At 67.9% G+C, this 21931-nt stretch carries 18 protein-coding genes; 15 read left to right on the top strand and 3 right to left on the bottom strand.

All coding sequences use genetic code 11. The features are described from left to right. Positions 1-178: 178 nt before the first annotated feature. The 14 genes from katB (at position 179) to RTW82_RS19495 (ending at position 18405) form a co-directional block, all read left to right on the top strand. Positions 179-1642, top strand: a complete 1464-nt coding sequence (gene katB / locus RTW82_RS19560) for a catalase KatB (RefSeq protein ID WP_410478825.1) — start codon at positions 179-181, stop codon at positions 1640-1642. Positions 1643-1691: 49 nt separating this feature from the next. Next, positions 1692-2222 carry an ankyrin repeat domain-containing protein gene (locus RTW82_RS19555; protein ID WP_316926136.1) on the top strand — a complete coding sequence of 177 codons (531 nt, stop codon included), beginning with the start codon at positions 1692-1694 and terminating at the stop codon, positions 2220-2222. Positions 2223-2666: 444 nt separating this feature from the next. Further along, positions 2667-4763, top strand: coding sequence for a hypothetical protein (locus tag RTW82_RS19550; protein ID WP_316926135.1), 2097 nt, complete (start codon positions 2667-2669; stop codon positions 4761-4763). Between the two features lie 64 nt (positions 4764-4827). Further along, on the top strand, positions 4828-5127 hold the full coding sequence (locus tag RTW82_RS19545; protein WP_265168784.1) for a hypothetical protein: 300 nt from the start codon (positions 4828-4830) through the stop codon (positions 5125-5127). A gap of 184 nt (positions 5128-5311) precedes the next feature. Beyond that, positions 5312-6805, top strand: coding sequence for an NAD(P)/FAD-dependent oxidoreductase (locus RTW82_RS19540; protein ID WP_316926134.1), 1494 nt, complete (start codon positions 5312-5314; stop codon positions 6803-6805). Positions 6806-6905: 100 nt separating this feature from the next. Beyond that, complete coding sequence (locus tag RTW82_RS19535; protein ID WP_316926133.1) at positions 6906-7736, top strand: hypothetical protein; 831 nt, start codon at positions 6906-6908, stop codon at positions 7734-7736. Positions 7737-7874: 138 nt separating this feature from the next. After that, a complete protein-coding gene (locus RTW82_RS19530) occupies positions 7875-8549 on the top strand; it encodes a nitroreductase family protein (protein ID WP_316926132.1) in 675 nt (224 codons plus the stop codon). A 119-nt stretch (positions 8550-8668) separates the two neighbouring features. After that, positions 8669-10237, top strand: coding sequence for a sensor domain-containing diguanylate cyclase (locus tag RTW82_RS19525; RefSeq protein ID WP_111263208.1), 1569 nt, complete (start codon positions 8669-8671; stop codon positions 10235-10237). A gap of 57 nt (positions 10238-10294) precedes the next feature. Further along, on the top strand, positions 10295-11017 hold the full coding sequence (locus tag RTW82_RS19520; RefSeq protein WP_316926131.1) for a response regulator transcription factor: 723 nt from the start codon (positions 10295-10297) through the stop codon (positions 11015-11017). After that, the gene (locus RTW82_RS19515; RefSeq protein ID WP_184489885.1) at positions 11017-12369 is read left to right on the top strand and encodes a histidine kinase sensor domain-containing protein; all 1353 of its coding nucleotides are present in this window, start codon (positions 11017-11019) and stop codon (positions 12367-12369) included. The genes RTW82_RS19520 and RTW82_RS19515 overlap by 1 nt, the downstream gene beginning before the upstream one ends. 689 nt (positions 12370-13058) lie before the next feature. Continuing rightward, positions 13059-15311: a TonB-dependent siderophore receptor gene (locus tag RTW82_RS19510; protein ID WP_021217709.1), complete on the top strand. Its 2253-nt coding sequence runs from the start codon at positions 13059-13061 to the stop codon at positions 15309-15311. Between the two features lie 16 nt (positions 15312-15327). Next, positions 15328-16251, top strand: a complete 924-nt coding sequence (locus tag RTW82_RS19505; protein ID WP_316926130.1) for an alpha/beta hydrolase — start codon at positions 15328-15330, stop codon at positions 16249-16251. Positions 16252-16401: 150 nt separating this feature from the next. After that, positions 16402-17466 carry a PAAR-like domain-containing protein gene (locus RTW82_RS19500; RefSeq protein WP_271657877.1) on the top strand — a complete coding sequence of 355 codons (1065 nt, stop codon included), beginning with the start codon at positions 16402-16404 and terminating at the stop codon, positions 17464-17466. A 15-nt stretch (positions 17467-17481) separates the two neighbouring features. Then, the gene (locus RTW82_RS19495) at positions 17482-18405 is read left to right on the top strand and encodes a hypothetical protein (protein ID WP_316926129.1); all 924 of its coding nucleotides are present in this window, start codon (positions 17482-17484) and stop codon (positions 18403-18405) included. 124 nt (positions 18406-18529) lie between these two features. On the opposite strand, the gene RTW82_RS19490 is transcribed toward RTW82_RS19495, so the two are convergent. The 3 genes from RTW82_RS19490 to RTW82_RS19480 form a co-directional block, all read right to left on the bottom strand. Continuing rightward, the gene (locus RTW82_RS19490) at positions 18530-18754 is read right to left on the bottom strand and encodes a DUF2188 domain-containing protein (RefSeq protein ID WP_316926128.1); all 225 of its coding nucleotides are present in this window, start codon (positions 18752-18754) and stop codon (positions 18530-18532) included. A gap of 11 nt (positions 18755-18765) precedes the next feature. Beyond that, positions 18766-19104, bottom strand: a complete 339-nt coding sequence (locus RTW82_RS19485) for a hypothetical protein (RefSeq protein WP_316926127.1) — start codon at positions 19102-19104, stop codon at positions 18766-18768. Positions 19105-19315: 211 nt separating this feature from the next. After that, the gene (locus RTW82_RS19480; RefSeq protein ID WP_316926126.1) at positions 19316-19756 is read right to left on the bottom strand and encodes a hypothetical protein; all 441 of its coding nucleotides are present in this window, start codon (positions 19754-19756) and stop codon (positions 19316-19318) included. 179 nt (positions 19757-19935) lie between these two features. Between RTW82_RS19480 and RTW82_RS19475 the strand changes: the two genes are divergently transcribed. Continuing rightward, complete coding sequence (locus RTW82_RS19475) at positions 19936-21921, top strand: TonB-dependent receptor (RefSeq protein ID WP_316926208.1); 1986 nt, start codon at positions 19936-19938, stop codon at positions 21919-21921. Positions 21922-21931 lie beyond the last annotated feature (10 nt).

The following is a 21931-nucleotide window of genomic DNA, read 5'->3' as shown; positions in this document are numbered from 1 at the left end:
TAGGACCTTTAATATTTCCTAATCGCCAGGCTGACCAAATCCTATTATCCGTCCCCTCCCGCGCTCCCTATGGTTCAGGCCGCAACACCCGAACCAGAGACATCAGGAGACGCAAATGTCCAGATTCCAACGCACCGCCCCCGGCCTGCTGGCGGCGGCATGCCTGTTCAATCTTTCCATGGCTGTGGGTGCACCACTGACCCGTGACAACGGCGCCCCCGTAGGCGACAACCAGCACTCTCAGACAGCCGGGCCGAATGGTTCCGTGCTGCTGCAGGACGTGCAGTTGATCCAGAAGCTGCAGCGCTTCGACCGCGAACGCATCCCCGAACGGGTGGTGCACGCCCGGGGTACCGGCGCCCACGGCGAGTTCGTCGCCTCGGCGGACATCGCCGACCTGACCGTCGCCAAGGTCTTCCGCAACGGCGAGCGCACCCCGGTGTTCGTGCGCTTCTCCTCGGTGGTGCACGGCAACCACTCCCCGGAAACCCTGCGTGACCCGCGCGGCTTCGCCACCAAGTTCTACACCGCCGACGGCAACTGGGACCTGGTGGGCAACAACTTCCCCACCTTCTTCATCCGCGACGCCATCAAGTTCCCGGACATGGTCCACGCCTTCAAGCCGGACCCGCGCACCAACCTGGACGACGATTCGCGCCGCTTCGACTTTTTCTCCCACGTGCCGGAGTCCATCCGCACCCTCACCCTGCTCTACTCCAACGAAGGCACCCCGGCCGGCTACCGCTTCATGGACGGCAACGGCGTGCACGCCTACAAGCTGGTCAACGCCAAGGGCGAGACGCACTACGTGAAGTTCCACTGGAAGACCCTGCAGGGCATCCGCAACCTCGACCCGAAGGAAGTCGAGGCCGTCCAGGGCAAGGACTACAGCCACATGACCACCGACCTGGTGAACGCCATCGCCAAGGGTGACTACCCGAAGTGGGACCTGTACATCCAGGTGCTCGAGCCCAAGGACCTGGCGCGCTTCGACTTCGACCCGCTGGACGCCACCAAGGTCTGGCCCGACGTGCCCGAGCGCAAGATCGGCCAGATGGTGCTCAACCGTAACGTCGACAACTTCTTCCAGGAAACCGAGCAGGTCGCCCTCGCGCCCTCCAACCTGGTGCCGGGCATCGAGCCCTCCGAAGACCGCCTGCTGCAGGGCCGCGTGTTCGCCTACGCCGACACCCAGCTCTACCGCGTGGGCACCAACGGCCTGTCACTGCCGGTAAACAAGCCCCGTGGTGCGGTGAACAACGGCAACCAGGACGGCAGCATGAACGTCGGCCACACCAGCAGCGGCGTGAACTACGAGCCGAGCCGCCTGCAGCCCCGCGAAGCCACCGCCAGCGCCCGCTACGTCGAGACGCCCCTGCAGGGCAGCACCCAGCAGCGCGGCATCCAGCGCGAGCAGAACTTCAAGCAGGCCGGTGACCTGTACCGCTCCTACGGCAAGAAGGACCAACAGGACCTGGTCAACAGCTTCGGCCAGTCCCTCGCCGGCACCGACAGCGAGAGCAAGCACATCATGCTGTCCTTCCTCTACAAGGCCGATGCCGACTACGGCACCCGTGTCACCAAGGTGGCCGGTGGCGACCTGGCCAAGGTGAAAGCCCTGGCCGCCAAGCTCACCGACTGACCCACCCAACGCCGGCCCGCACACGCGGGCCGGCTTACGGAGGCCCGAGATGAAATACACACTTCTCACCCTGCTGCTCTGGGTCGGCCTGGCCCAGGCCGAGCCATCACCCGACCCGGCCACCATCAAAGCCGAACTGGCCCAACGCTATTTCGACGCCGCGCGCGAAGGCCGCCTGAATGTGCTCCAGGCCTTCATCGACGCCGGCTACGACCTGAACACGCAAGACACCAAGGGCTACAGCGCCCTGATCCTCACCGCCTACCACGGCCACGCCGAAGCGGTGGACGCCCTGCTCGCCGCCGGCGCCGATCCCTGCCTGCAGGACGGCCGGGGCAACACCGCGCTGATGGGCGCCATCTTCAAGGCCGAACTGGGCATCGCCCGCCGCCTGATGAACGCCGCCTGCCCCACCGATCAGCGCAACGCCGCCGGGCAGACCGCCGCCATGTACGCCGCGCTGTTCCAGCGCACCCAACTGCTGGATCAGTTGCGCGAGCAAGGCGCCGACATGCAATTGAAGGACGCCCTCGGCAACGATGCCGAAAGCCTCGCGCGGGGGGAGATCCGTACCCGTTGAGGCGGGGTTCCCTGGAAGCCCGATCGCGAATGAATTCGCTCCTACAAGGGTGGACTCAGGGTGGGCGTAGATACAAGGGTGGGCTTCAGCCCACCGATTCCCCATGCACGTGGCCGACCCAAACCCCTCGTCCCCTCCCCACGCAAACGCCTTTCCGGCATATCGACAAGCACGAAAAGTTCGGTTGCGCGGGGCTCTGTAGCGGCGCCCTTACAGGGCTTCCGGGCGCTCCGACAACCGGTCGCTCCGCACGGCCTGCGGGCGATGGGCGGCGCTATGCAGGGCCTGGCGCAGTCGCATACTCACCGGGCCATGCGCACGTGGTACGCATGACACGACCCTAAAAAGGAACCTTCCAGGGGTGTCGTACCGGCGTCATGCAATGGCTCGCGTGGTTCGGAGTACGGGCAGGGTGCGCCCCTTGTTGAATAGGAGTGTTCAACGATGTCCAGCCTCGACAAAACCCCACCCATGCCTGATGTATTGCCGCCCGAGCAGGAAGACGCCCGAACGGCCAGCGCCCTCCCCCCCATCGCCGAACTGCCCAGGCAAGTGCCCGGCCCGATCATCGTGCCGCCGCTGCGCAGCATCCGCCCCGGCTGCTGGCTGCTCAACTACAAGCCCACCGGTGCGCCACTGGTGTCCTATGACGGCACCCTGCGCGTGGAATCCCACAGCGCCGGCCGCACCGCCAGCGGCGACCTCTACCAGCGGCCGACCATCTTCCTGCCGCTGCCCATCGCCTCGCCGATCCCGCTGCTCGGCAGCCGCCCGGAAACCAGCCTGAAGCCCATCCTCCTGGCCGGGCCCAACCCCGCCTCGGGCATCCCGATCCTGTCGCGCTCGCGCTACCGCTACTACATTCGCGTCACCTCGCTGCCGGAGAACTTCTACCTGGGCAACAGCTTCAACCTCGGCTTCGAGCTGTGGCGCTTCACCGCCCCCAACAGCTGGGCGCTGGACTCCAAGCTGACCACGCAGATGGTGCGCATGGCAGGGCCGGCGGGCTATCCCTCGCCCTCCGACTACGCCGAGGGTGATGTGAAGAACGCCGCCAACGCGGTGATCGGGCGCATGACCATGGGCTGGCTGTCGAGCTACTACCGCCGTTGCACCGTGGAGATCGACACTGTCTCCGGCTCCGAGCAGCCGACCAACAGCGGCCTCGGGCACACCTGGCAGACGGTGATGGACGCCGTGGGCTGGCAGGTGGCGGTAAACCTCAGCGACACCAACGTCGCCGAGGCCAGCGGCAATTCCTGGTCCGACGCCGAGATGCACGCGGCGATGCTGGCGCGGCGTGCGGTGGTCAACCTCGACACCGAATGGCGCTACCACGTGCTGGCGGTGAAGAACATCGACTCCACCCCGCGCGGGATCATGTACGACAACGGCGGCACCGACTCCAACAACGTGCCCCGCGAGGGCATCGGCATCGCCTCCCACTGGACCATCGCAGCCGGCTGGGGAACGGTCAGCGGCAAGCGCTTCGGCACCGCCGCGGCGCCCTACTTCCGCACCGCCGTGCACGAGATCGGCCACGCCATGGGCCTGTACCACAACTCGGCGGACTTCGGCTTCATGTGCACCAGCGACGTGATCGCCGCCGCCGGCACCCCGGCCACGCCCTTCCCCAGCAACATCCAGTGGTCCTTCCACCCGGACAACCTCAAGCAGCTGCGCCATTACCCCGACCCCTTCGTGCGCCCCGGCTCGGTGGCCTTTGGCAGCGCCTCCACGGCGATGCCGAGCATCACCCCGACGGACCTCGAAGCCGAGGTGCTGGGCCTGGACCTGGACGTCACCCCGCTGCTCGGCGAAGTGCCCCTGGGCGCGCCGGTGCGGGTCGGCATCGCCCTGGTCAACCGGGGCGACCAGCCGGTGCGGGTACCGGCCAACCTGAGCCTGAAGAGCGACTTCGTCAGTGGCAGCGTCATCGACCCCGCCGGCACCCCGCGCAGCTACCGCACCCTGGTGCACTGCGTCGAGGACCAGCCCTACGCCCTGCTGCAGCCGGGTGAGCGCATCAGCGAATCCATGACCCTGATGCGCGGCGCCGAAGGCGCGCTGTTCGGCGTCCCCGGCGTGCACGAGGTGAAGGTGGAAGTGCACTGGGAGATCGACGGCATGGTCGCCCACGCCGCCGGCAGCGCCACGGTGATGGTCACCGCGGCGGTCGAGGCACGCCACGCCGAAGCCGCCCATCGGGTGCTCTCCACCCCCGACGCGCACCTGGTGCTGGCCATCGGTGGCGACCACCTCACCGAGGGCCTGGACGCCATCCAGGCGGCGCTGGATTCGTCGGTGCTCAAGCCGCACTTCGCCGCCATCGCGGCCAAGCGGCTGGCCAAGCGTTTCCACAAACGCAAGGCCGATCCGAAGAACGCCAGCGCATTGCTTGACTACGATACGGTGATGAGCGACGCCGAACGCAGCAAGCTGACCACCCTCATCAGCGATGCCGGTGGTGTGCTCAAGGACCTCGGCAAGGCGCCGAAGGCCCGAGCCAGGCCTACCAACCTGGCGGCCGGCGCCAAGTAGGGGCGACAGGACCGGTGCGAGGTGCCCCCCAGGCACCCCGCACCGGCAACCACCGGAGCACGACATGACCGACCTGGAAAACCAACTGCTGGGGCAATGGCGCAAGAGCCAGTCCCCACCCTGCGCGACCAAGTACGCCAGCAGCCTGCGCTTCGACGCCAACGGCCTGTACAGCGGCACCCCCGACGCCCCCGGCGGCTTCACCTGGTGGGACAGCGGCACCTGGCACATCGAGAGCCCCGGCCGCGTCACCCTCTCCACCGCCAACGATGCGCTGGTGAGCTACGGCTACAGCCTCGACGCCGACGGCCTCACCTTCACCGACCCCAGCGGCTGTCGCTTCAGCTACCGACGCGAGCATTGAGCGGCGCCCCCGTAGGTCGGGTGAAACCCGACATCCCGGCATCACTTTGCCCGCGGGTTTCACCCGCCCTACACCCGGACAAAACCCCTGCGTGCCCGACAACCCGCCAAAGGGCCGGCGGGCAGGCCGGGAAAAGCCTGCTATGACTTGCTCCACACAAGAACAACAAGAAGGAAGGCCGACCTTGAACGACCATCACGACGTGCTGATCATCGGCGCCGGGCTCTCGGGCATCGGCATGGGCTGCCACCTGGTGCGCGAGGCACCGCAGATGGACTTCGCCATCATCGAGCGGCGCCAGGCGGTGGGCGGCACCTGGGACCTGTTCCGCTACCCCGGCATCCGTTCGGACGCCGACATGTTCAGCTTCGGCTTCGCCTTCCGCCCCTGGGACCAGCTCAAGACCCTGGCCGACGGCGACACCATCCGCCAGTACATCGAAGACACCGCCCGCGAGCACGGCGTCGACCGCAGGATCCGCTTCGGCCTGGCCTGCACCGAAGCCTCCTGGTCCAGCCATGAGCGGCTGTGGACGGTCAAGACCCGTGACGAGGCCAGCGGCGCGCAACGGGTGTTCACCGGGCGCTTCCTGGTCTCCTGCGTCGGCTACTACGACTACGACCAGGGCTACCAGCCCGACTTCCCCGGCATGCAGCGCTTCCAGGGCCGCCTGATCCACCCACAGCACTGGCCGGACGACCTCGACTACAGCGGCAAGCGCGTGGTGGTCATCGGCAGCGGCGCCACCGCCGTGACCCTGGTGCCGGCCATGGCCGAACGCGCCGGCCACGTCACCATGCTGCAACGCTCGCCCAGCTACATCATCAGCGTGCCCGGCAAGGACGTGGTCTCCGCCGCCCTGCGCCGCGTGCTGCCCGAGCGCTGGGTCTACGCCATGGCGCGCACGCGCAACATCTGGCTGCAGCGGGTCATCTACAAGGCCGCGCGGCGCTGGCCGGAAAAGGTCCGCGCCTGGCTGCTGGGCAGCGTGAAAAGGCAGCTCGGCGGCAAGGTCGACATGCGCCACTTCACCCCCAGCTACATGCCCTGGGACGAGCGCCTCTGCGCGGTGCCCGACGGCGACCTGTTCGCCGCCCTGCGCCAGGGCCGCGCCTCGGTGGTCACCGACCGCATCGCCACGTTCACCGAGCAGGGCATCGCCCTGGAATCCGGCGCCGAGCTGCCGGCGGACATCATCATCAGCGCAACCGGCCTGCAGCTGCGGGCCCTGGGCGGCATCGACCTGCTGGTGGACGGCCAGCGCAAGAGCCTGTCCGACCGCCTCACCTATAAGGGCGTGCTGGCCCACGGCATCCCCAACATGGGCTCGATCTTCGGCTACACCAACGCGCCCTGGACGCTCAAGGCCGACATCGCCTCCAGCTACCTCTGCCGCCTGTTCAACCACATGGGCAAGCACGAACTGGAGGTGTGCACACCCCGCGCGCCGGAGGGCGAGATGGAACCGGGCAGCGTCATGGGCGCCCTGCAGTCGGGCTACGTGCAGCGCGGCGGGGACCTGCTGCCGCGCCAGGGCCGCCACCTGCCCTGGCGGGTGCTCAACCACTACGAGCGCGACCGCGAGATGCTGCTGCGCCAGCCCATCGCCGACCCGGCCCTGGAGTTCGAGGCCGCCCGCGAACCGGTCGGCGCGCCCCTGGCCGCCAACGCTGGCTAGGCCGGCTAGGCCAATCGGCAGAAATGCGAACCGGTCAGCCACTCCGCCCCCCGTAGCGGCGGCTAGAATGTCGGCCTTTCCCCCACACGGAACCGTCGACATGGAGCGTTACCGCCGCCTCGCCTCCTGGGCTCCCCGCCTCGCCCTGCTCGCCTGCGCCTGCCTCGCTGGCCAGGCCCAGGCCCGCGACCCGCAACCCTGCCCCGCACCGCTGATCGACGCGTTGGCCAAGCAACTGGGCCAGCACGATTGGGCGATGCCCGACACCTACAACGAAGGCCCATTGGTGGCCGCCGCCTGCAAACCCTGGCCGGACGACAAGGCCAAGGCGGTGGTCGCCCTCGCCTATATCCGCCCGGGCGATGAAGGCATCTCCGCCGGCGAACGCAGCCTCGCTCTGCTGGTGGCCAAGGTGGACGGCAAGAGCGGCGCATTCCTGGAGCGCTACGACTCGACCCTGGACGAAGACGCCGTCACCGAGGTGAGCGCCGGCAGCCTGTGGCTGGACACCGCCCGCTACCACCTGGCGCCGGGCGTGCGCGCCTTTGGCCTGGTGTTCGACAGCACCGCCCGCGGCGCCAGCTGCCCCGACGGTGGTTCGGACCAAGAGCTGACCCTGTTCGCCCCGGACGGCAAGGCCCTGCGCCCGGTGCTCAGGGCCTACCTCAGCGAATGGACCACCATCAAGGGCACCCTCTGCGTCAACGACCCGGACTTCATGACCGAAAGCGCCAAGGTCACCCTCGACATCGCCAAGACCCGCAGCAACGGCTTCGCCGACCTGGTGCTGGCCGCCAAGGTGACCGGCGACTCGGCCGCCGGGGAGAAGTACCTGCGCACCGAGCGCAAGACCCTCAAGTACGACGGCAAGCAGTACCCCCACGAAACCTTCCCGCGCTTCTGGGAGCAGCCGGCCAGCACCGCGCAGTAACCGGCGCCATCACCCGGGCTGGCGTCCGGGTGATGGTTCTTGGCAGTTCTGCCTGTGGCGTCAAGGACGGGCTTTTCGCTAAGTTCGCCCGGGTCCGCACGGCCCCGGCCGCGCCATCACCCGCCAAGGAGCGCCGTCATGTCCGTAGCCGAAACCCTCAAGCAACGCATCTCCGTCCGCGCCTTCACCGCCGAGCCCGTCGACGCCGCCACCCTGCGCGAACTGCTGGACACCGCGCGCTGGTCGCCCTCCGGCGGCAACCTGCAACCCTGGAAGGTCATCGCCGTGAGCGGCACCGCCAAGGCCGCGGTGGAGCGCGTCGCCCTGGAAACCCTGATGAAGAACCCCGTGGGCGAGGCCGGCGAGCACCCCATCTACCCGGAAGGGCTGACCGAGCCCTACCGCACCCGCCGCTACGCCATCGGCGAGGCGCTCTACGCCAAGCTCGGCATCCCCCGTGAAGACAAGGCCGCGCGCCTGCGCGCCATGTCGCGCAACTTCCAGTTCTTCGGCGCGCCGGTGGGGCTGTTCTTCGTCATCGACCGCTCCATGGGCCACGGCCAGTGGGCGCACCTGGGCATGTTCATGCAGTCCCTGGCGCTGGTGGCCGAGGAACGCGGCCTCGCCACCTGCATGCAGGAAGCCTGGGGCATGGTGCGCCAGAGCCTGCACGCCCACTTCGAGCTGCCCGAGCACGAGCTGCTCTATTGCGGCATGGCGCTGGGCCACGCCGACCGCTCCGCGCCGATCAACCAGTTGCGCTCCGAGCGCGCCCCGGTGGACGAGTTCGCGGTGCTCAAGGGCTTCGACTGAGGGCCAGGGTCCCGGGGCGCGCGCCTGCGCCTTGGCTACACTGCTGACGCCGCCCCCGCTGCATGCCGTCGTTGGGCGCGCGGCCGGTCCCCCCACGCGTCGCAGGAGAGTCGTCGTCGATGAACCCCACCCCCTTCCCCGCGACACGGCTCCGCCACCTGATCCTGCTGCTCGTCCTGCTGGCCAGCATCGCCACGCTGGCCAACGGCCTGTATGCGGCCTACCGGGTGCAGAAGGCCTCGCTGCTGGACGGCGCGCTGAAGAACAACCACGCCTACGCCCAGAAGCTGGCCAGCAGCATCGGCGCCCAGTTGCAGGCGGCCCAGCAACAGCTGGCGTACAGCGCGGCGCTGCTGGGTAAGCACTTCGATGACCCGCAGCTGCTCGCCGAGGAGGCACGCCGGCTCGACCTGCAGGATGCCGGCTTCAACGCCATCGCCGTGGTCGCCGCCGATGGCCGCGTGCTGGCCGCCGTGCCGGAGGCGCCTCAGCTCGATGGAAGCGGCCGCTCCCCCGGCCTCGAGGAGGCGCTGCGTGCCCGCCGCCCGCTGATCAGCGAACCCTTCAACGCCGCCAGCGGGCGGCTGGTGGTCTTCGTCTCGCAGCCGGTACTCGATGCCGACGGCCGGTACCTGGGCCTGGTCGGCGGCTCGATCTACATGCGCAAGGACAACCTGCTGCACGGCCTGATCGGCCTGCACTTCCACCAGGATGCATACGTCTACCTGATCGACGCCAACCGCCGGCTGCTCTATCACCCGGACCCCGCGCGCATCGGCCAGCAGGTCGGTGCCAGCGCCGTCGACGATGCCGTGCTGGGCGGGCGCAGCGGCACCCTGGTGTATGTGAACTCCAAGGGCGTGGAGATGCTCTCCGGCTATGCCGGCATCCCGGGAACCGGCTGGGGCGTGGTTTCGCAGCAGCCACGCCAGGCCACCCTGGTGGCGCTGGAGGGGTTGGTCCGGCACGTGCTCGTCGCTGCCATGCCCCTGGCGCTGTTGGGCTTCGCGGTGCTCTGGTGGACGACACGGCTGATCGCCGACCCGCTGCGCCAGCTGGCCGCCGGCGCCCGCCAGATGGGCGAGCCGGGCAGCTCGGAACGCCTGGCCACGGTGCGCGCCTGGTACTTCGAGGCCGCGCACATCAAGCAGGCCCTGATCACCGGCATCGCCCTGATGCAGGAGAAGCTCGGCCGCCTCAACCATGAGGCGCAGACCGACCCGCTGACGGGCCTGCTGAACCGCCGCGCGATGGAGGAAGCCCTGGTGGCCATCCGGGGCGGCGAGCGCGACCTGGCGGTGGTGGCCCTGGACATCGATCACTTCAAGAAGGTCAACGACCGCTTCGGCCACGACGCCGGCGACCGCACGCTCAAGGTGATCGCCACGGTGATGCAGGCCTGCTCGCGGGACCGCGACCTGGCCTGCCGCGTGGGCGGCGAGGAGTTCCTCCTGCTGCTGCCCGGCACCACGCTGGCGGAAGCCTCGGAAGTCGCCGAACGCCTGCGCCACTCGGTGGAGGAGGCGCGTACCGAAGGCGTCGGCCAGGTGACCATCTCCCTCGGCGTGGCCGAATGGACGCCCGGCGGACGGAGCCTGGAAGCCACCCTCAAGCAGGCCGACGAAATGATGTATCGGGCCAAGCGCCAGGGCCGCAACCAGGTGGTGGTGGAGCCCGCCACGCGCTGACCCCTGCGACCATCGCGCGATTGCCAGGCACCCCCGGGGAATGAGATATTTCCAAATGTGAAATATTCTCAAATCGAATTCCCCGCCTCCTCACCCCGCCTGCTGCTGGTCGAAGACGACCCCCGGCTGCGCGAGGACCTGGACGCCCACTTCCGCCAGCGCGGCTTCGCCGTCACCACCTGCAGCACCGGCACCCTGGGCCTGGATGCAGCCGAGAACGGCCACTTCGACCTGGTACTGCTGGACATCATGCTGCCCGGCCTCGACGGCCTGCAGCTGCTGGAAGCCCTGCGCAGCCGCCAGGACACCCCGGTGATGCTGATGTCGGCGCTGGGCGCCGAGCAGGACCGCATCACCGGCTTCACCCGCGGCGCCGACGACTACCTGCCCAAGCCCTTCAGCCTCGCCGAGCTGGACGCGCGCACCGACGCCCTGCTGCGCCGCGTGCGCCTCGACCGCCGCCAGCCGGTGCAGCGTGCGGACACGCCGCTGCAGTTCGACGAGCAGGCCCAGGACGTCCGGCACCAGGGCCGCAACGCCGGGCTGACGCCCTCCGAGTACCGCCTGCTGGCCACCCTGCAGGCGCATCCGGGCGAGGCCCTGAGCAAGCCCTTCCTCTACCGATGCGTGCTGCACCGCGCCTACACGCGGCTGGATCGCGGGCTCGACGTGCACGTCTGCAACCTGCGCCGCAAGCTCGCCGATATCGGCCTGCATAGCCTGCAGATCCAGGCCGTGCGCGGCCAGGGTTACCTGCTGGTCGAGACGGACCGCTCCTGATGCGCCGCCATCCCCTGCTGTGGAAGCTGGCGCTTCTGCAGGTCGGCTTCTGCCTGCTGCTCACCTGGCTCATCTACACCTGGGGCCTGTCGGTGGAGCGCAGCACCTACTTCCTGGCCCCGGCCGACCGCGACTACCTGGCCCAGTACGCGCTGCAGGCCGAGCAGGCCTGGGAGAACGAAGGCGCGGCCGGCGTCGCGCGCTTCCGCCAGGACCTGGCCAGCCGCGAAGACACCTGGGTGGCGGTGCTCGGCCCGCGCCTGGAAAGCCTCGACGGCACGCTGCTGAACGCCGAGGAATCCAGCCACCTGACCTTCATGCGCAAGCTCGACTGGCCCATGAGCCGGCGCCTGCAGGACGAGCTGCCCTACGTCAGCATCGAGTTCCCCGAGCACCCGGAGAACGGCCGCCTGGTGCTCCAGCTGCCCGAGCGCCTGCTGCCCAGCGGCCTCACGCCCTGGACCCACCTCTTCACCCACGGCGTGGTACCAACGCTGCTGGCGGCCCTGCTCGGCCTGCTGATTTATCGCCACCTCGTGGTGCCGCTGAATCGCCTGCGCGACCGCGCCGATGCCCTGCGCGCCGACGAACTAGACACCGCGCCCCTGGGCACGCCCCTGGCCGACCGCCGCGACGAGCTGGGCGAGCTGGCCGAGGCCCTGGAGCACATGGCCGAGCGCCTGCGCCTGAGCCTGGGCCAGCAGCGCCTGCTGCTGCGCACCCTGTCCCACGAGATGCGCACCCCGCTGGCCCGGCTGCGCATCGCCCACGACAGCGAGCTGCCGCCCGAGCAGCTGCGCCAGCGCCTGGACCGCGAAATCACCGATATGCAACGCCTGCTGGAAGACACCCTCGACCTGGCCTGGATGGACACCGAGCGCCCGCAGCTGCCCACCGAAGCGGTGCAGGTGCTTTCGGTCTGGGAAGCCCTGCGCGAGGACGCCTGCTTCGAAAGCGGCTGGGACGCCGCACGCCTGCCCTGCACCCTGGATGCCGACTGCCGCGTGCAGGTGCACCTCGACAGCCTCGCCCAGGCCCTGGAGAACCTGCTGCGCAACGCCATCCGCCACTCCCCTGAAGGCGGCAGGGTAAGCCTCGACGGCGAGCGTGAGGGCGACTGCTGGCACCTGCGCCTGCGCGACCAGGGCCCCGGCGTCGCCGAGGAAGACCTGGAACGCATCTTCCTCCCCTACCAACGCCTGGAAGGCGGCACCGGCGAAGGCTTCGGCCTGGGCCTGGCCATCGCCCGCCGCGCCATCGAACTGCAGGGCGGCCAGCTCTGGGCCAGCAACGCCCACCCGGGCCTGTGCCTGCACCTGCGGCTGCCGGTGGCGCGATGCCCACTCATGTAGCCCGGGCTTCAGCCCGGGAGCGGCGCCGTGCAGGAACCCCTGGGCTGAAGCCCAGGCTACGGAACTGCCGGCCACATGACGCAATGGCCCTACGCTCGACCTGTAGGAGCGAATTCATTCGCGATGCTTTTTCGCGGTTGAAACCGCTCCCACACCCGGCGCCCCGCACGACTCAAACGCGGGTTTCACCCGCCCTACACCTTGAGTCTGCCGGCAGCCCGGTGCTCCCTCATGTAGCCCGGGCTTCAGCCCGGGAGCGGCACCGTGCAGGAAACCCTGGGCTGAAGCCCAGGCTACGGAGCTGTCGGCCACATGACGCAATGGCCCTACGCTCGACCTGTAGGAGCGAATTCATTCGCGATGCTTTTTCGCGGTTGAAACCGCTCCCACACCCGGCGCCCCGCACGATCCAATCGCGGGTTTCACCCGCCCTACACGGCAGGGTGCTCCCTCCTGTAGCCCGGGCTTCAGCCCGGGAGCGGCACCGTGCAGGAAACCCTGGGCTGAAGCCCAGGCTACGGGGCTCAATCGCAGGTTTTGCACCCTGTCGCAGGAGCGAGCTCTGCTCGCGAATCCCCCTAACAGGGATCATCACGAAGTGTTTAGAAAGTTAATGCGCTTTACTCTCAAATAACAATTAATATCATTCGTGATCTTCGCGCATCCCAAGGCATTACCGGAGATCGTCCATGTCGCCTCGCCCGTCTTCCACCGCCATCCCCTTCCTGCTGCTGTCCAGCTGCCTGCTGTCGTTCGCCGTGCACGCGGCCAACATCGACGCCAGTGCCCCCGGCATCGAGCTGGAAGCCCAGAACGTCATCGCCACCGCCGAGGAAGAGACCAAGCAGGCGCCAGGGGTTTCGGTGATCACCGCCGAAGACATCAAGAAGCGCCCGCCGGCCAACGACCTGTCGCAGATCATCCGCACCATGCCGGGCGTGAACCTCACCGGTAACTCCACCAGCGGCCAGCGTGGCAACAACCGCCAGATCGACATCCGCGGCATGGGCCCGGAGAACACCCTGATCCTGGTGGACGGCAAGCCGGTGAGCAGCCGCAACGCCGTGCGCTACGGCTGGCGTGGCGAGCGTGACAGCCGTGGCGACACCAACTGGGTGCCAGCCGACCAGGTCGAGCGCATCGAGGTCATCCGTGGCCCGGCGGCCGCGCGCTACGGCAACGGCGCGGCAGGCGGCGTGGTCAACATCATCACCAAGAAGGCCGGCGCCAAGACCCACGGCAACGCCACCGTCTACACCTCCTTCCCCACCCACAAGGACGAAGGCGCCAGCCAGCGCCTGAGCTTCGGCCTCAACGGCCCGCTCACCGACACCCTCAGCTACCGCGTCTACGGCAACGTCGCCAAGACCGAGTCGGACGACTGGGACATCAACTCAGGCCACGAATCCGCCCGTACCGGCAACCAGGCCGGCACCCTGCCCGCCGGCCGCGAAGGCGTGCGCAACAAGGACGTCAACGGCCTGCTCAGCTGGAACTTCACCCCCGAGCAGACCCTGGAGCTGGAAACCGGCTTCAGCCGCCAGGGCAACCTCTACACCGGCGACACCCAGAACACCAACAGCAACGCCACCGTGAAGAAGATGCTCGGCCACGAGACCAACCGCACCTTCCGCGAGACCTACGCCCTCACCCACCGTGGCGACTGGGACTTCGGCAGCTCCCTGGCCTACCTGCAGTACGAGAAGACCCGCAACAACCGCATCAACGAAGGCCTGGCCGGCGGCACCGAAGGCATCTTCGCCAACAGCGGCTACTACACCGCCACCCTGCGCAACCTCACCGCCCACGGCGAGCTCAACCTGCCCCTGGATGCCGGCCGCCCGCAGACCCTGACCCTGGGCAGCGAATGGACCCGCCAGCAACTGGACGACCCGAGCTCCAACACCCAGACCACCACCGAAGGCGGCGCCATCGGCGGCCTCACCAACAGCGGCCGCGACACCACCTCCGAGGCGCAGATCTTCTCGCTGTTCGCCGAAGACAACATCGAACTGGCCCCCGGCACCATGCTCACCCCGGGCCTGCGCTTCGACCACCACGACATCGTCGGCAACAACTGGAGCCCGTCGCTCAACCTGTCCCACGCGCTCACCGACACCCTCACCCTGAAGGCCGGTATCGCCCGCGCCTACAAGGCGCCGAACCTGTACCAGTTGAACTCCGACTACCTGCTCTACAGCCGTGGCCAGGGCTGCTACGGCCAGACCACCAGCTGCTACCTGCGCGGCAACGAAGACCTCGACGCCGAAACCAGCGTCAACAAGGAACTGGGCATCGAGTACAAGAAGGACGGCCTGGTCGCCGGCCTGACCTACTTCCGCAACGACTACAAGAACAAGATCGAGTCCGGCATGGCCTCCATCGGCAGCGCCACCGGCGGCCAGGTGGTTGGCGGCGTGAACTACGCCAACGCCCGCATATTCCAGTGGGAGAACGTGCCCAAGGCGCTGGTGGAAGGTATCGAAGGCAACCTCACCCTGCCGCTGACCGAGCAGCTGAGCTGGACCAACAACCTCACCTGGATGCTGCAGTCGAAGAACAAGGAAACCGGCGACACCCTTTCCGTCACCCCGGCCTACACCCTCAACTCCATGCTCGACTGGCAGGCCCGCGAAGACCTGTCCTTCCAGGCCAGCGTCGCCTGGTACGGCAAGCAGAAGCCGAAGAAATACGGCTACCAGGGCAACCGCGTCACCGGCAACGCCAACAACCAGCTCTCGCCCTATGCACTGCTGGGTCTGAGCGGCACCTACGACCTGAGCGAGAACCTCAGCTTCACCGCGGGCGTCGACAACCTGCTGGACAAGCGCCTGTACCGCGAAGGCAACGCCCAGGGCGTGAACAACATCGACGGTGCCGGCGCCGCCACCTACAACGAGCCCGGCCGCACCCTCTACACCAGCATGACCGCCTCGTTCTGACCGTCGAGACCGCCTGATGAGACTGCCCCGCTTCACTTCTGCCCTGGCCTTCACCCTGGCAGTGGCACTTCCCGGAGTCGCGCCCCTGGCGCGACCCGACCCCAACGCCCTGATGGACACGCGCCTGCTGCAGCGCCAGGACCTGCCCTACGCCTTCAGCAGCCTGAAACTCGACTCCGAGGACGGCCAGCGCCACTACCAGCTGTGGATCGCCAAGCCCAAAAGCCCGGCCCCGGCCGGCGGCTACCCGGTGGTGTGGATGCTCGACGGCAATGCCGCCTTCGGCGTGCTCGACGCGCCCCTGCTGCAGGGCCTGGCCAAGGGCGATGCGCCGCTGCTGGTCGCCATCGGCTACCAGACCCCGCAACGCATCGAGCGCAACGCCCGCACCCTGGACTACACGCCCCGGCAGCCCGACAAGCCCGGCCAACGCGACCCGCTCACCGGCCAGCCCAGCGGCGGCGCCGACGCCTTCCTCGACCTGCTGCTGGTGAAGATGCGCCCGGCCGTGGCCGCCCAAGCGCCTTTCGACACCACCCGGCAAACGCTCTGGGGTCACTCCTACGGCGGCCTGCTGGTGTTGCATGCGCTGTTCACCCGGCCCCAGCAGTTCAGCCAGTTCGCCGCCGCCAGCCCGTCGCTCTGGTGGGGGGATGGCGTCATCCTCGGCGAACGCCCGGGGCTGGAGCAGCGCATCGCCGGCCATCCGGCGCGCCTGCTGCTGATGCGCGGCAGCGCGGAACCGGCCAACCCGCGCGGCACCGCCGAGCCCTACCCGGAGCGCGCCGCCACGGAGCTGGTGGACGACCTCGCCCAGGTCCCCGGCCTCGACGCCCGCTTCCAGTCCTTCGAAGGCCTGGGTCACGGCGAAGCCCTGGGCGAATCCCTGCGCTATCTGCTGCGCGAGCGGTTCGGCGCCAGCACTTCACCTGCGGAGTAATGCCCCACTACGAAGCGGCCTGGTGCCCCCCAGGCTGCTCGCCGAGGCTCTAGGCCGCTACTTCCCCAACCGCCGAGCGGCCCTGGCGCGTCACCGACCCGCTGCTAGATTGAAGCCAGTCCGGGAATGGATGAACGCTCAGGAGGAGAGATGGCTAATCAGGTGTTCGCGAACGGGCTGGAGATTTCCTGCAAGGCGGCCGAGGGGAAGTCCGTCGCCTGCTTCCCCGATGTGTGCTTCACCCCGCCACAAACGCCCGCGACACCACCCGGCGTCCCCATCCCCTACCCCAACACCGGAATGGCCAGCGACACCTCGAACGGGTCGCGCACCGTGAAGATCTCCGGCAAGGAAGTGATGCTCAAGGACAAGAGCTACTTCAAGACCAGCTATGGCGACGAAGCCGGCTGCGCCCCGAAGAAAGGCGTCATCACATCGAAGATCAAGGGCAAGGTGTATTTCACCGCCTGGTCCATGGATGTGAAGTTCGAAGGCCAGAACGTGGATCGCATGTCCGACCTGACGACCCACAACCACGGCTCGCAAGGCAACACCGTCCCCTGGCCCTACCTGGACGAAGTGGCGCTGGCCCTGGATGACCACCCCTGCGCGAAGTCCGGCGATGCCAAGAAGGTCAACGACAATTGCAAGAAACCCATCGCCAGCGACTGTTCCGATGACTGCTGCAAGGCCCGCCGCTGTGTGCTCGTGCCGTTCAGCCCGAACAGCTGCGTGGGCTGTGGAGACAAGACACCGCACCACCCCATTCCCGTCGCCGAGCTTTCCGAACAGCGCAAGGCCGGCGAGGCCCGCGGGCAACCGCGCTACCCCAAGTACTCCGAAGGCGCCGCCCCCTGCGTCTGCGTGGAAGGCAAGGACCATGACTCGCGCAACCCGGTCTCCACCGAGCTGGACGAGCATGGCCGGGTGGGCGCCAAATTTGCCCAGTTGCGCAACGATCGGATTCCCAAAAAGTCCAAACTGGGCGACCCATACGACTTCAGCATCGCCCTGGACTGCGGAGCGCAAGCCGTCTCGTCCGCCATGGGCTGCGACGAGGCCTGCGTACGCAAACAGCTGGAGGCAGGCCACACGAAGCTGGAGGTGAACCCCACCGACAAGGCCTTCAAAAGCAAGCAGAAGGCCAATGTTCCGCTGTTCAAGAAGCCGAAGATCGCCGCCGCGCCCCTGGCGACGCCGGCGCCCCCCAAATAGGACATGGATCGATCGATGACCCGCCAACCCGACTACTTCTTCCTCGATGGCGTGCCGCTGGGCTCGGGCGATGTGGCGCTTGCCGCGCAATACAACGCCTACCCGGATGTGGACGCCTCACGTGTCCTGCTGAAGCTGCAGGGCCAGTGGACCTACATTGATTTCGACGAAGACCTGATCCGCTCCCTGGCGTTCGACCCGGCCAGCGGCACCCTGTACATGCTTGGCAAAAGCGGCGTGATGTACAGCCTGGGCGGCAAGGGGCCCGACTTTTCCCCGGCCGCGATAGGAGGAACCTTCAGCCAGCAGGAGGTCGTCGACCCGGAGGAGCGCGGCGAGCTCTTCAGGGTTCGCGCGCTGGATGGCCGCGTGCTGGTGTGTGGCCTGGGAGGCCAGCTGCTCGAACTGAGGAACGGCAACTGGCTGGACCTGAGCTTTGCGGCCCCGATCACCGAATCACCGGACTTCGAAGATGTCGGCCTGGATGCCCAAGGCCTGCCCATCGCCGTGGGCTGGGCGGGCGCGGCCTATCGCAGAACGCCTCGAGACTGGCAACGCATCGACTGCCCCACCAACGCGATCCTCTCCACCATCGTCGCCGACGGCCCCGGACGGCACCTGCTGTGCGGGAACAACGGGATCGTGCTGGAGATGGACGACAGCAGTATCTGGGACCTGTCCGTGGACGCACCCCTGGGCAATCTCTGGTCGGTCACCCGCCATGCGGACCTGATCTACGCCTGCGAACCCGGTCGCCTGCTGGTGCGTGACCGGGACAAGTGGCAGCCGGAAATCGTCAGCCAGACCATCGCCTCCCCCTCGTTCCATCGCCTCATTTCCACCGGCTCGGAGCTGTGGTCATTCGGCGCCGACCATGTCTTCGTGAAACGAGCGGACGGCACCTGGGAGCAGTTCCCGGTCCTGGGTAACGAGCTGTAGCAGCACGCCTTTGTAGCCCGGGCTTCAGCCCGGGCACAGACCGTAGGTTGGCGCCGAGCGCAGCGAGGCCCAACGCCGCCTGGTGCTACTGGGTGATCAGGCGTTGGGCCTCGCTTATCGCGCGTCAGAGATACCGCAGCGGATCGCCACTGAGCAGCGGGTAGATCCGCTCCTCTTCCAGCGAACCGTCCTCGCCGTGGATCTTCACCGACGATTGCCGGTGCCCGACCTGGGCGGCGGCCATGCAGATGACGTCCGCCTTGCTGTCCGAGCTGAACAGGTTGTCCAGGCTGCCGAAGCGGCGGCACGCCCATTCCTGGTGGTCCTTGACGATAAGGAAGTGTTCCATGGCATGGGCCCTCAGCAGGAGGCGCGCGTGGAGCGCGGGTCGTCACCATGGGCGGTGAGGGCCCGTGCGGCGAAAGGAGAAGCGAGGTCGTGAACCAGCCGTTCACGGGCGAGCCAGCTGGCGCCCTGCCCCGGCTGACGATCACCGCTGGCCTGCACATCGTGCACCAGCTCGCGGATCAGACCGCCGACCTGAGCCCGCGACAGCACGCTCTCGCAATCGATGACTCGGTGGAAGGCCGGCTGGGCCTCGCCGCCGATGGTCAATGACAGGCGACCGTCCGGGCGGGTGGTGAGGGACACTTCCCGACCGGGAAAGGCTTCGATGATTTCTCTGACACAGACATTCATGGGCGTTCTCCTTCTTGTAGCAAGAGAAGGAGCACGCAACATGCCAGCTTGGGCTTTTCGTAAAAAACCCTTTAAAACAATGAGTTGCCAAACAATCCTGTGACGGAGCGAATTGCAATCTGCAAGATCGCCCCGCGCAGCCCTCGGCATTTTGCATTGGCCACCGGGGCCGCCAGGAAAACCCCGGGCCCACTGGCCCGGGGCACAGCCATCATTTGATGGTTTCGTTCCCCAGACCCAAGGCCAACGCGGCGTTCAGGGCGTCCTGCCCAGCGGTCTGCAGGATCAGGTCGCACAGTTGTGGGTCCTTGCCAGAGAGGGTCTCGGGCTCCCAGACACCGGGGCGGCGGCTCCAGTTGAACTTGAACTGGCAAGCGCCACCACTGCCCCGGGTGGCCGTGGCGCAGACGGAAGCGGCGTTGTTCCTGACGAAATCCTTGTAGACCGCGCTGCCTCCCGACGCACCGTAGAGGCCCTGCATGCAGCGCATGAAGACGCCCTTCCCGGTGGCGTAGTCGGCAATGAAGCCTTCGAGCGCGCCGCTGATCTCGTATTCGTGGAGGATGCCGAAAGAACGTCGAAAGCATTGGCCAGCCTGAGCAGCGTAGATCAGCCGGGCACCCGGGCGAGGTCGCGTTCCGCATAAGCGCAACGGGCGTTATGTCCGACCACGCAAAACCTCCAATCCGCACGGAGCGCTCTACACCGGGCTTATAAAACTGTGGCGCAAAAATTGTTATGTTGTAACATTACAATTCAACTCCATAGGAACCGCCTCCGATGTCCGCTCGCTTCCTCCGCCTCCACACCCCCATCACCGCGGCCTTGCTGATGGCGCAGCATGCGTTCGCCGCCCAGCCCATGGTCCTCGAGCAGCAGGTGATCACCGCCAACCCGCTGAAAAGCGAAGCCCTCGCCTCGCCCACCAGCGTGGTGGAAGGCGACGAGCTGAGCCTGCGCAGCGCCGCGCAGCTGGGCGAAACCCTCAACGGCCTGCCCGGCGTCTCCTCCACCTATTTCGGCCCGGCCGCCAGCCGCCCGGTGATCCGTGGCTTCGACGGCGACCGCATCCGCATCCTGCGCAATGGCGTCGGCGCGCTGGACGCCTCCTCGCTCTCCTACGACCACGCCGTGCCCTATGACGCGGCCAACGCCGAGCGCATCGAAGTGGTGCGCGGCCCGGCGGCGCTGCTGTACGGCGGCAGCGCCGTGGGCGGCGTGGTCAACACCTTTGACAACCGCATCCCCAGCGAGGCGGTGGACGGCCTGCACGGTGGCGGCGAGCTGCGCTACGGCGGCGCCGACACCACCCGCAGCGCAGCCGGCAAGCTGGAGGCCGGCGACGGCAACTTCGCCCTGCACCTGGACGCCAACTCGCGGCAGTTCAACGACACGCGCATCCCCGGCTACGCCCGCTCCCGCGACCAGCGCGCCCAGGACGGCGACGACAGCAAGCACCGCGTCAACAACAGCGACGGCCGCCAGGACGGCGGCGCGGTGGGCGGTGCCTACCACTGGGACCACGGCTACGTCGGCCTCTCCTACGACGAGTACGACAGCAACTACGGCTCGCCCGCCGAAGACGCCGTGCGCATCGACATGGAGCAGCGCCACTACGCCATGGCCTCGGAGATCCGTGACCTGGAAGGCCCCTTCAGCTCCCTGAAGCTGGACTTCGGCCACACCACCTACGAGCACCGCGAGATCGAGGACGGCGAAGTCGGTACCACCTTCAAGAACGACGGCTACGAGGCCCGCCTCGAAGCCCGTCACGCGCCCATCGGCCCGCTGGAAGGCGTGGTCGGCGTGCAGGTGGCCAGCAGCCGCTTCGAGGCCCTGGGCGAGGAAGCCTTCGTGCCGCAGACCGACACCGACAGCGGCGCCCTCTTCGCCCTGGAAAGCTGGCAGGCCACCGAGCGCCTGGAGCTCACCCTCGGCGGGCGCCTGGAACACACCCGCCTGCGCCCGGACGCCGCCGGCAACGAGCGCTTCGAAGGCGCCGACGACAGCCACAGCTTCACCGCCGGCAGCCTGTCGCTCGGCTCCATCTACCGCCTCACCGACATCTGGTCCCTGGCCGGCACCCTCAGCTACACCGAGCGCGCGCCGACCTTCTACGAGCTCTACGCCAACGGCCCCCACGCCGCCACCGGCACCTACGAGGTGGGCGACGCCGATGCCGAAAAAGAGAAATCCTGGTCCACCGACCTGGCCCTGCGCTTCGACGACGGCACCCACAAGGGCAGCGTCGGCGTGTTCTACAGCCGCTTCTCCAACTACATCGGCCTGCTGGGCAGCGGCCGCTACCTGGACGAAGACGGCCAGGAAGTCGCCCCGAGCGACGACGATGCCCTGCCGGAATACCTCTACAGCGGCGTGCAGGCCGACTTCTGGGGCGTCGAGGCGCAGGACCACTGGCGCCTGGCGCAGACCCCGTACGGCGAGTTCGCCCTGCAGAGTTCCGCCGACTACACCCGTGCCAAGAACAAGGAGACCGGCGAACCGCTGCCGCGCATCTCACCCCTGCGCCTGAACAGCGCCCTGCTGTGGAATTACCAGAGCTGGCAGGCCAGCGTCGGCGTCGAGCACGCCAGTGCCCAGCGCCGGGTCCCGACCGAAGAGCGCGGAACCGACGGCTACACAACCCTCAACGCCAGCCTCGGCTACCGCTTCGACCTGGCGGAAAGCGAGTGGCTGGTGTTCCTCAAGGGCGACAACCTCAACGACCAGACCGTGCGCTACGCCAGCTCGATCCTGCGGGATCAGGTGCCGGCGGCCGGCCGCAGCGTCGAGGCCGGGGTACGGGTCGCGTTCTGACCCACGGGCG

The organism is Pseudomonas sp. zfem005 (assembly GCF_032621735.1).
GTDB classification, from domain to species: Bacteria; Pseudomonadota; Gammaproteobacteria; order Pseudomonadales; family Pseudomonadaceae; genus Metapseudomonas; species Metapseudomonas solani.
This window is presented reverse-complemented; position numbering and strand designations above follow the sequence as displayed.

What these genes read in the sequence shown, in the direction of transcription:
- RTW82_RS19510 (WP_021217709.1), top strand. Translation starts at nt 13,059, where the DNA reads ATGTCGCCTCGCCCGTCTTCCACCGCCATCCCCTTCCTGCTGCTGTCC.
- RTW82_RS19545 (WP_265168784.1), top strand. Translation starts at nt 4,828, where the DNA reads ATGACCGACCTGGAAAACCAACTGCTGGGGCAATGGCGCAAGAGCCAG.
- RTW82_RS19505 (WP_316926130.1), top strand. Translation starts at nt 15,328, where the DNA reads ATGAGACTGCCCCGCTTCACTTCTGCCCTGGCCTTCACCCTGGCAGTG.
- RTW82_RS19515 (WP_184489885.1), top strand. Translation starts at nt 11,017, where the DNA reads ATGCGCCGCCATCCCCTGCTGTGGAAGCTGGCGCTTCTGCAGGTCGGC.
- RTW82_RS19530 (WP_316926132.1), top strand. Translation starts at nt 7,875, where the DNA reads ATGTCCGTAGCCGAAACCCTCAAGCAACGCATCTCCGTCCGCGCCTTC.
- RTW82_RS19475 (WP_316926208.1), top strand. Translation starts at nt 19,936, where the DNA reads ATGGCGCAGCATGCGTTCGCCGCCCAGCCCATGGTCCTCGAGCAGCAG.
- RTW82_RS19525 (WP_111263208.1), top strand. Translation starts at nt 8,669, where the DNA reads ATGAACCCCACCCCCTTCCCCGCGACACGGCTCCGCCACCTGATCCTG.
- RTW82_RS19490 (WP_316926128.1), bottom strand. Translation starts at nt 18,754, where the DNA reads ATGGAACACTTCCTTATCGTCAAGGACCACCAGGAATGGGCGTGCCGC.
- RTW82_RS19485 (WP_316926127.1), bottom strand. Translation starts at nt 19,104, where the DNA reads ATGAATGTCTGTGTCAGAGAAATCATCGAAGCCTTTCCCGGTCGGGAA.
- RTW82_RS19535 (WP_316926133.1), top strand. Translation starts at nt 6,906, where the DNA reads ATGGAGCGTTACCGCCGCCTCGCCTCCTGGGCTCCCCGCCTCGCCCTG.
- RTW82_RS19500 (WP_271657877.1), top strand. Translation starts at nt 16,402, where the DNA reads ATGGCTAATCAGGTGTTCGCGAACGGGCTGGAGATTTCCTGCAAGGCG.
- katB (WP_410478825.1), top strand. Translation starts at nt 179, where the DNA reads ATGGCTGTGGGTGCACCACTGACCCGTGACAACGGCGCCCCCGTAGGC.
- RTW82_RS19495 (WP_316926129.1), top strand. Translation starts at nt 17,482, where the DNA reads ATGACCCGCCAACCCGACTACTTCTTCCTCGATGGCGTGCCGCTGGGC.
- RTW82_RS19555 (WP_316926136.1), top strand. Translation starts at nt 1,692, where the DNA reads ATGAAATACACACTTCTCACCCTGCTGCTCTGGGTCGGCCTGGCCCAG.
- RTW82_RS19550 (WP_316926135.1), top strand. Translation starts at nt 2,667, where the DNA reads ATGTCCAGCCTCGACAAAACCCCACCCATGCCTGATGTATTGCCGCCC.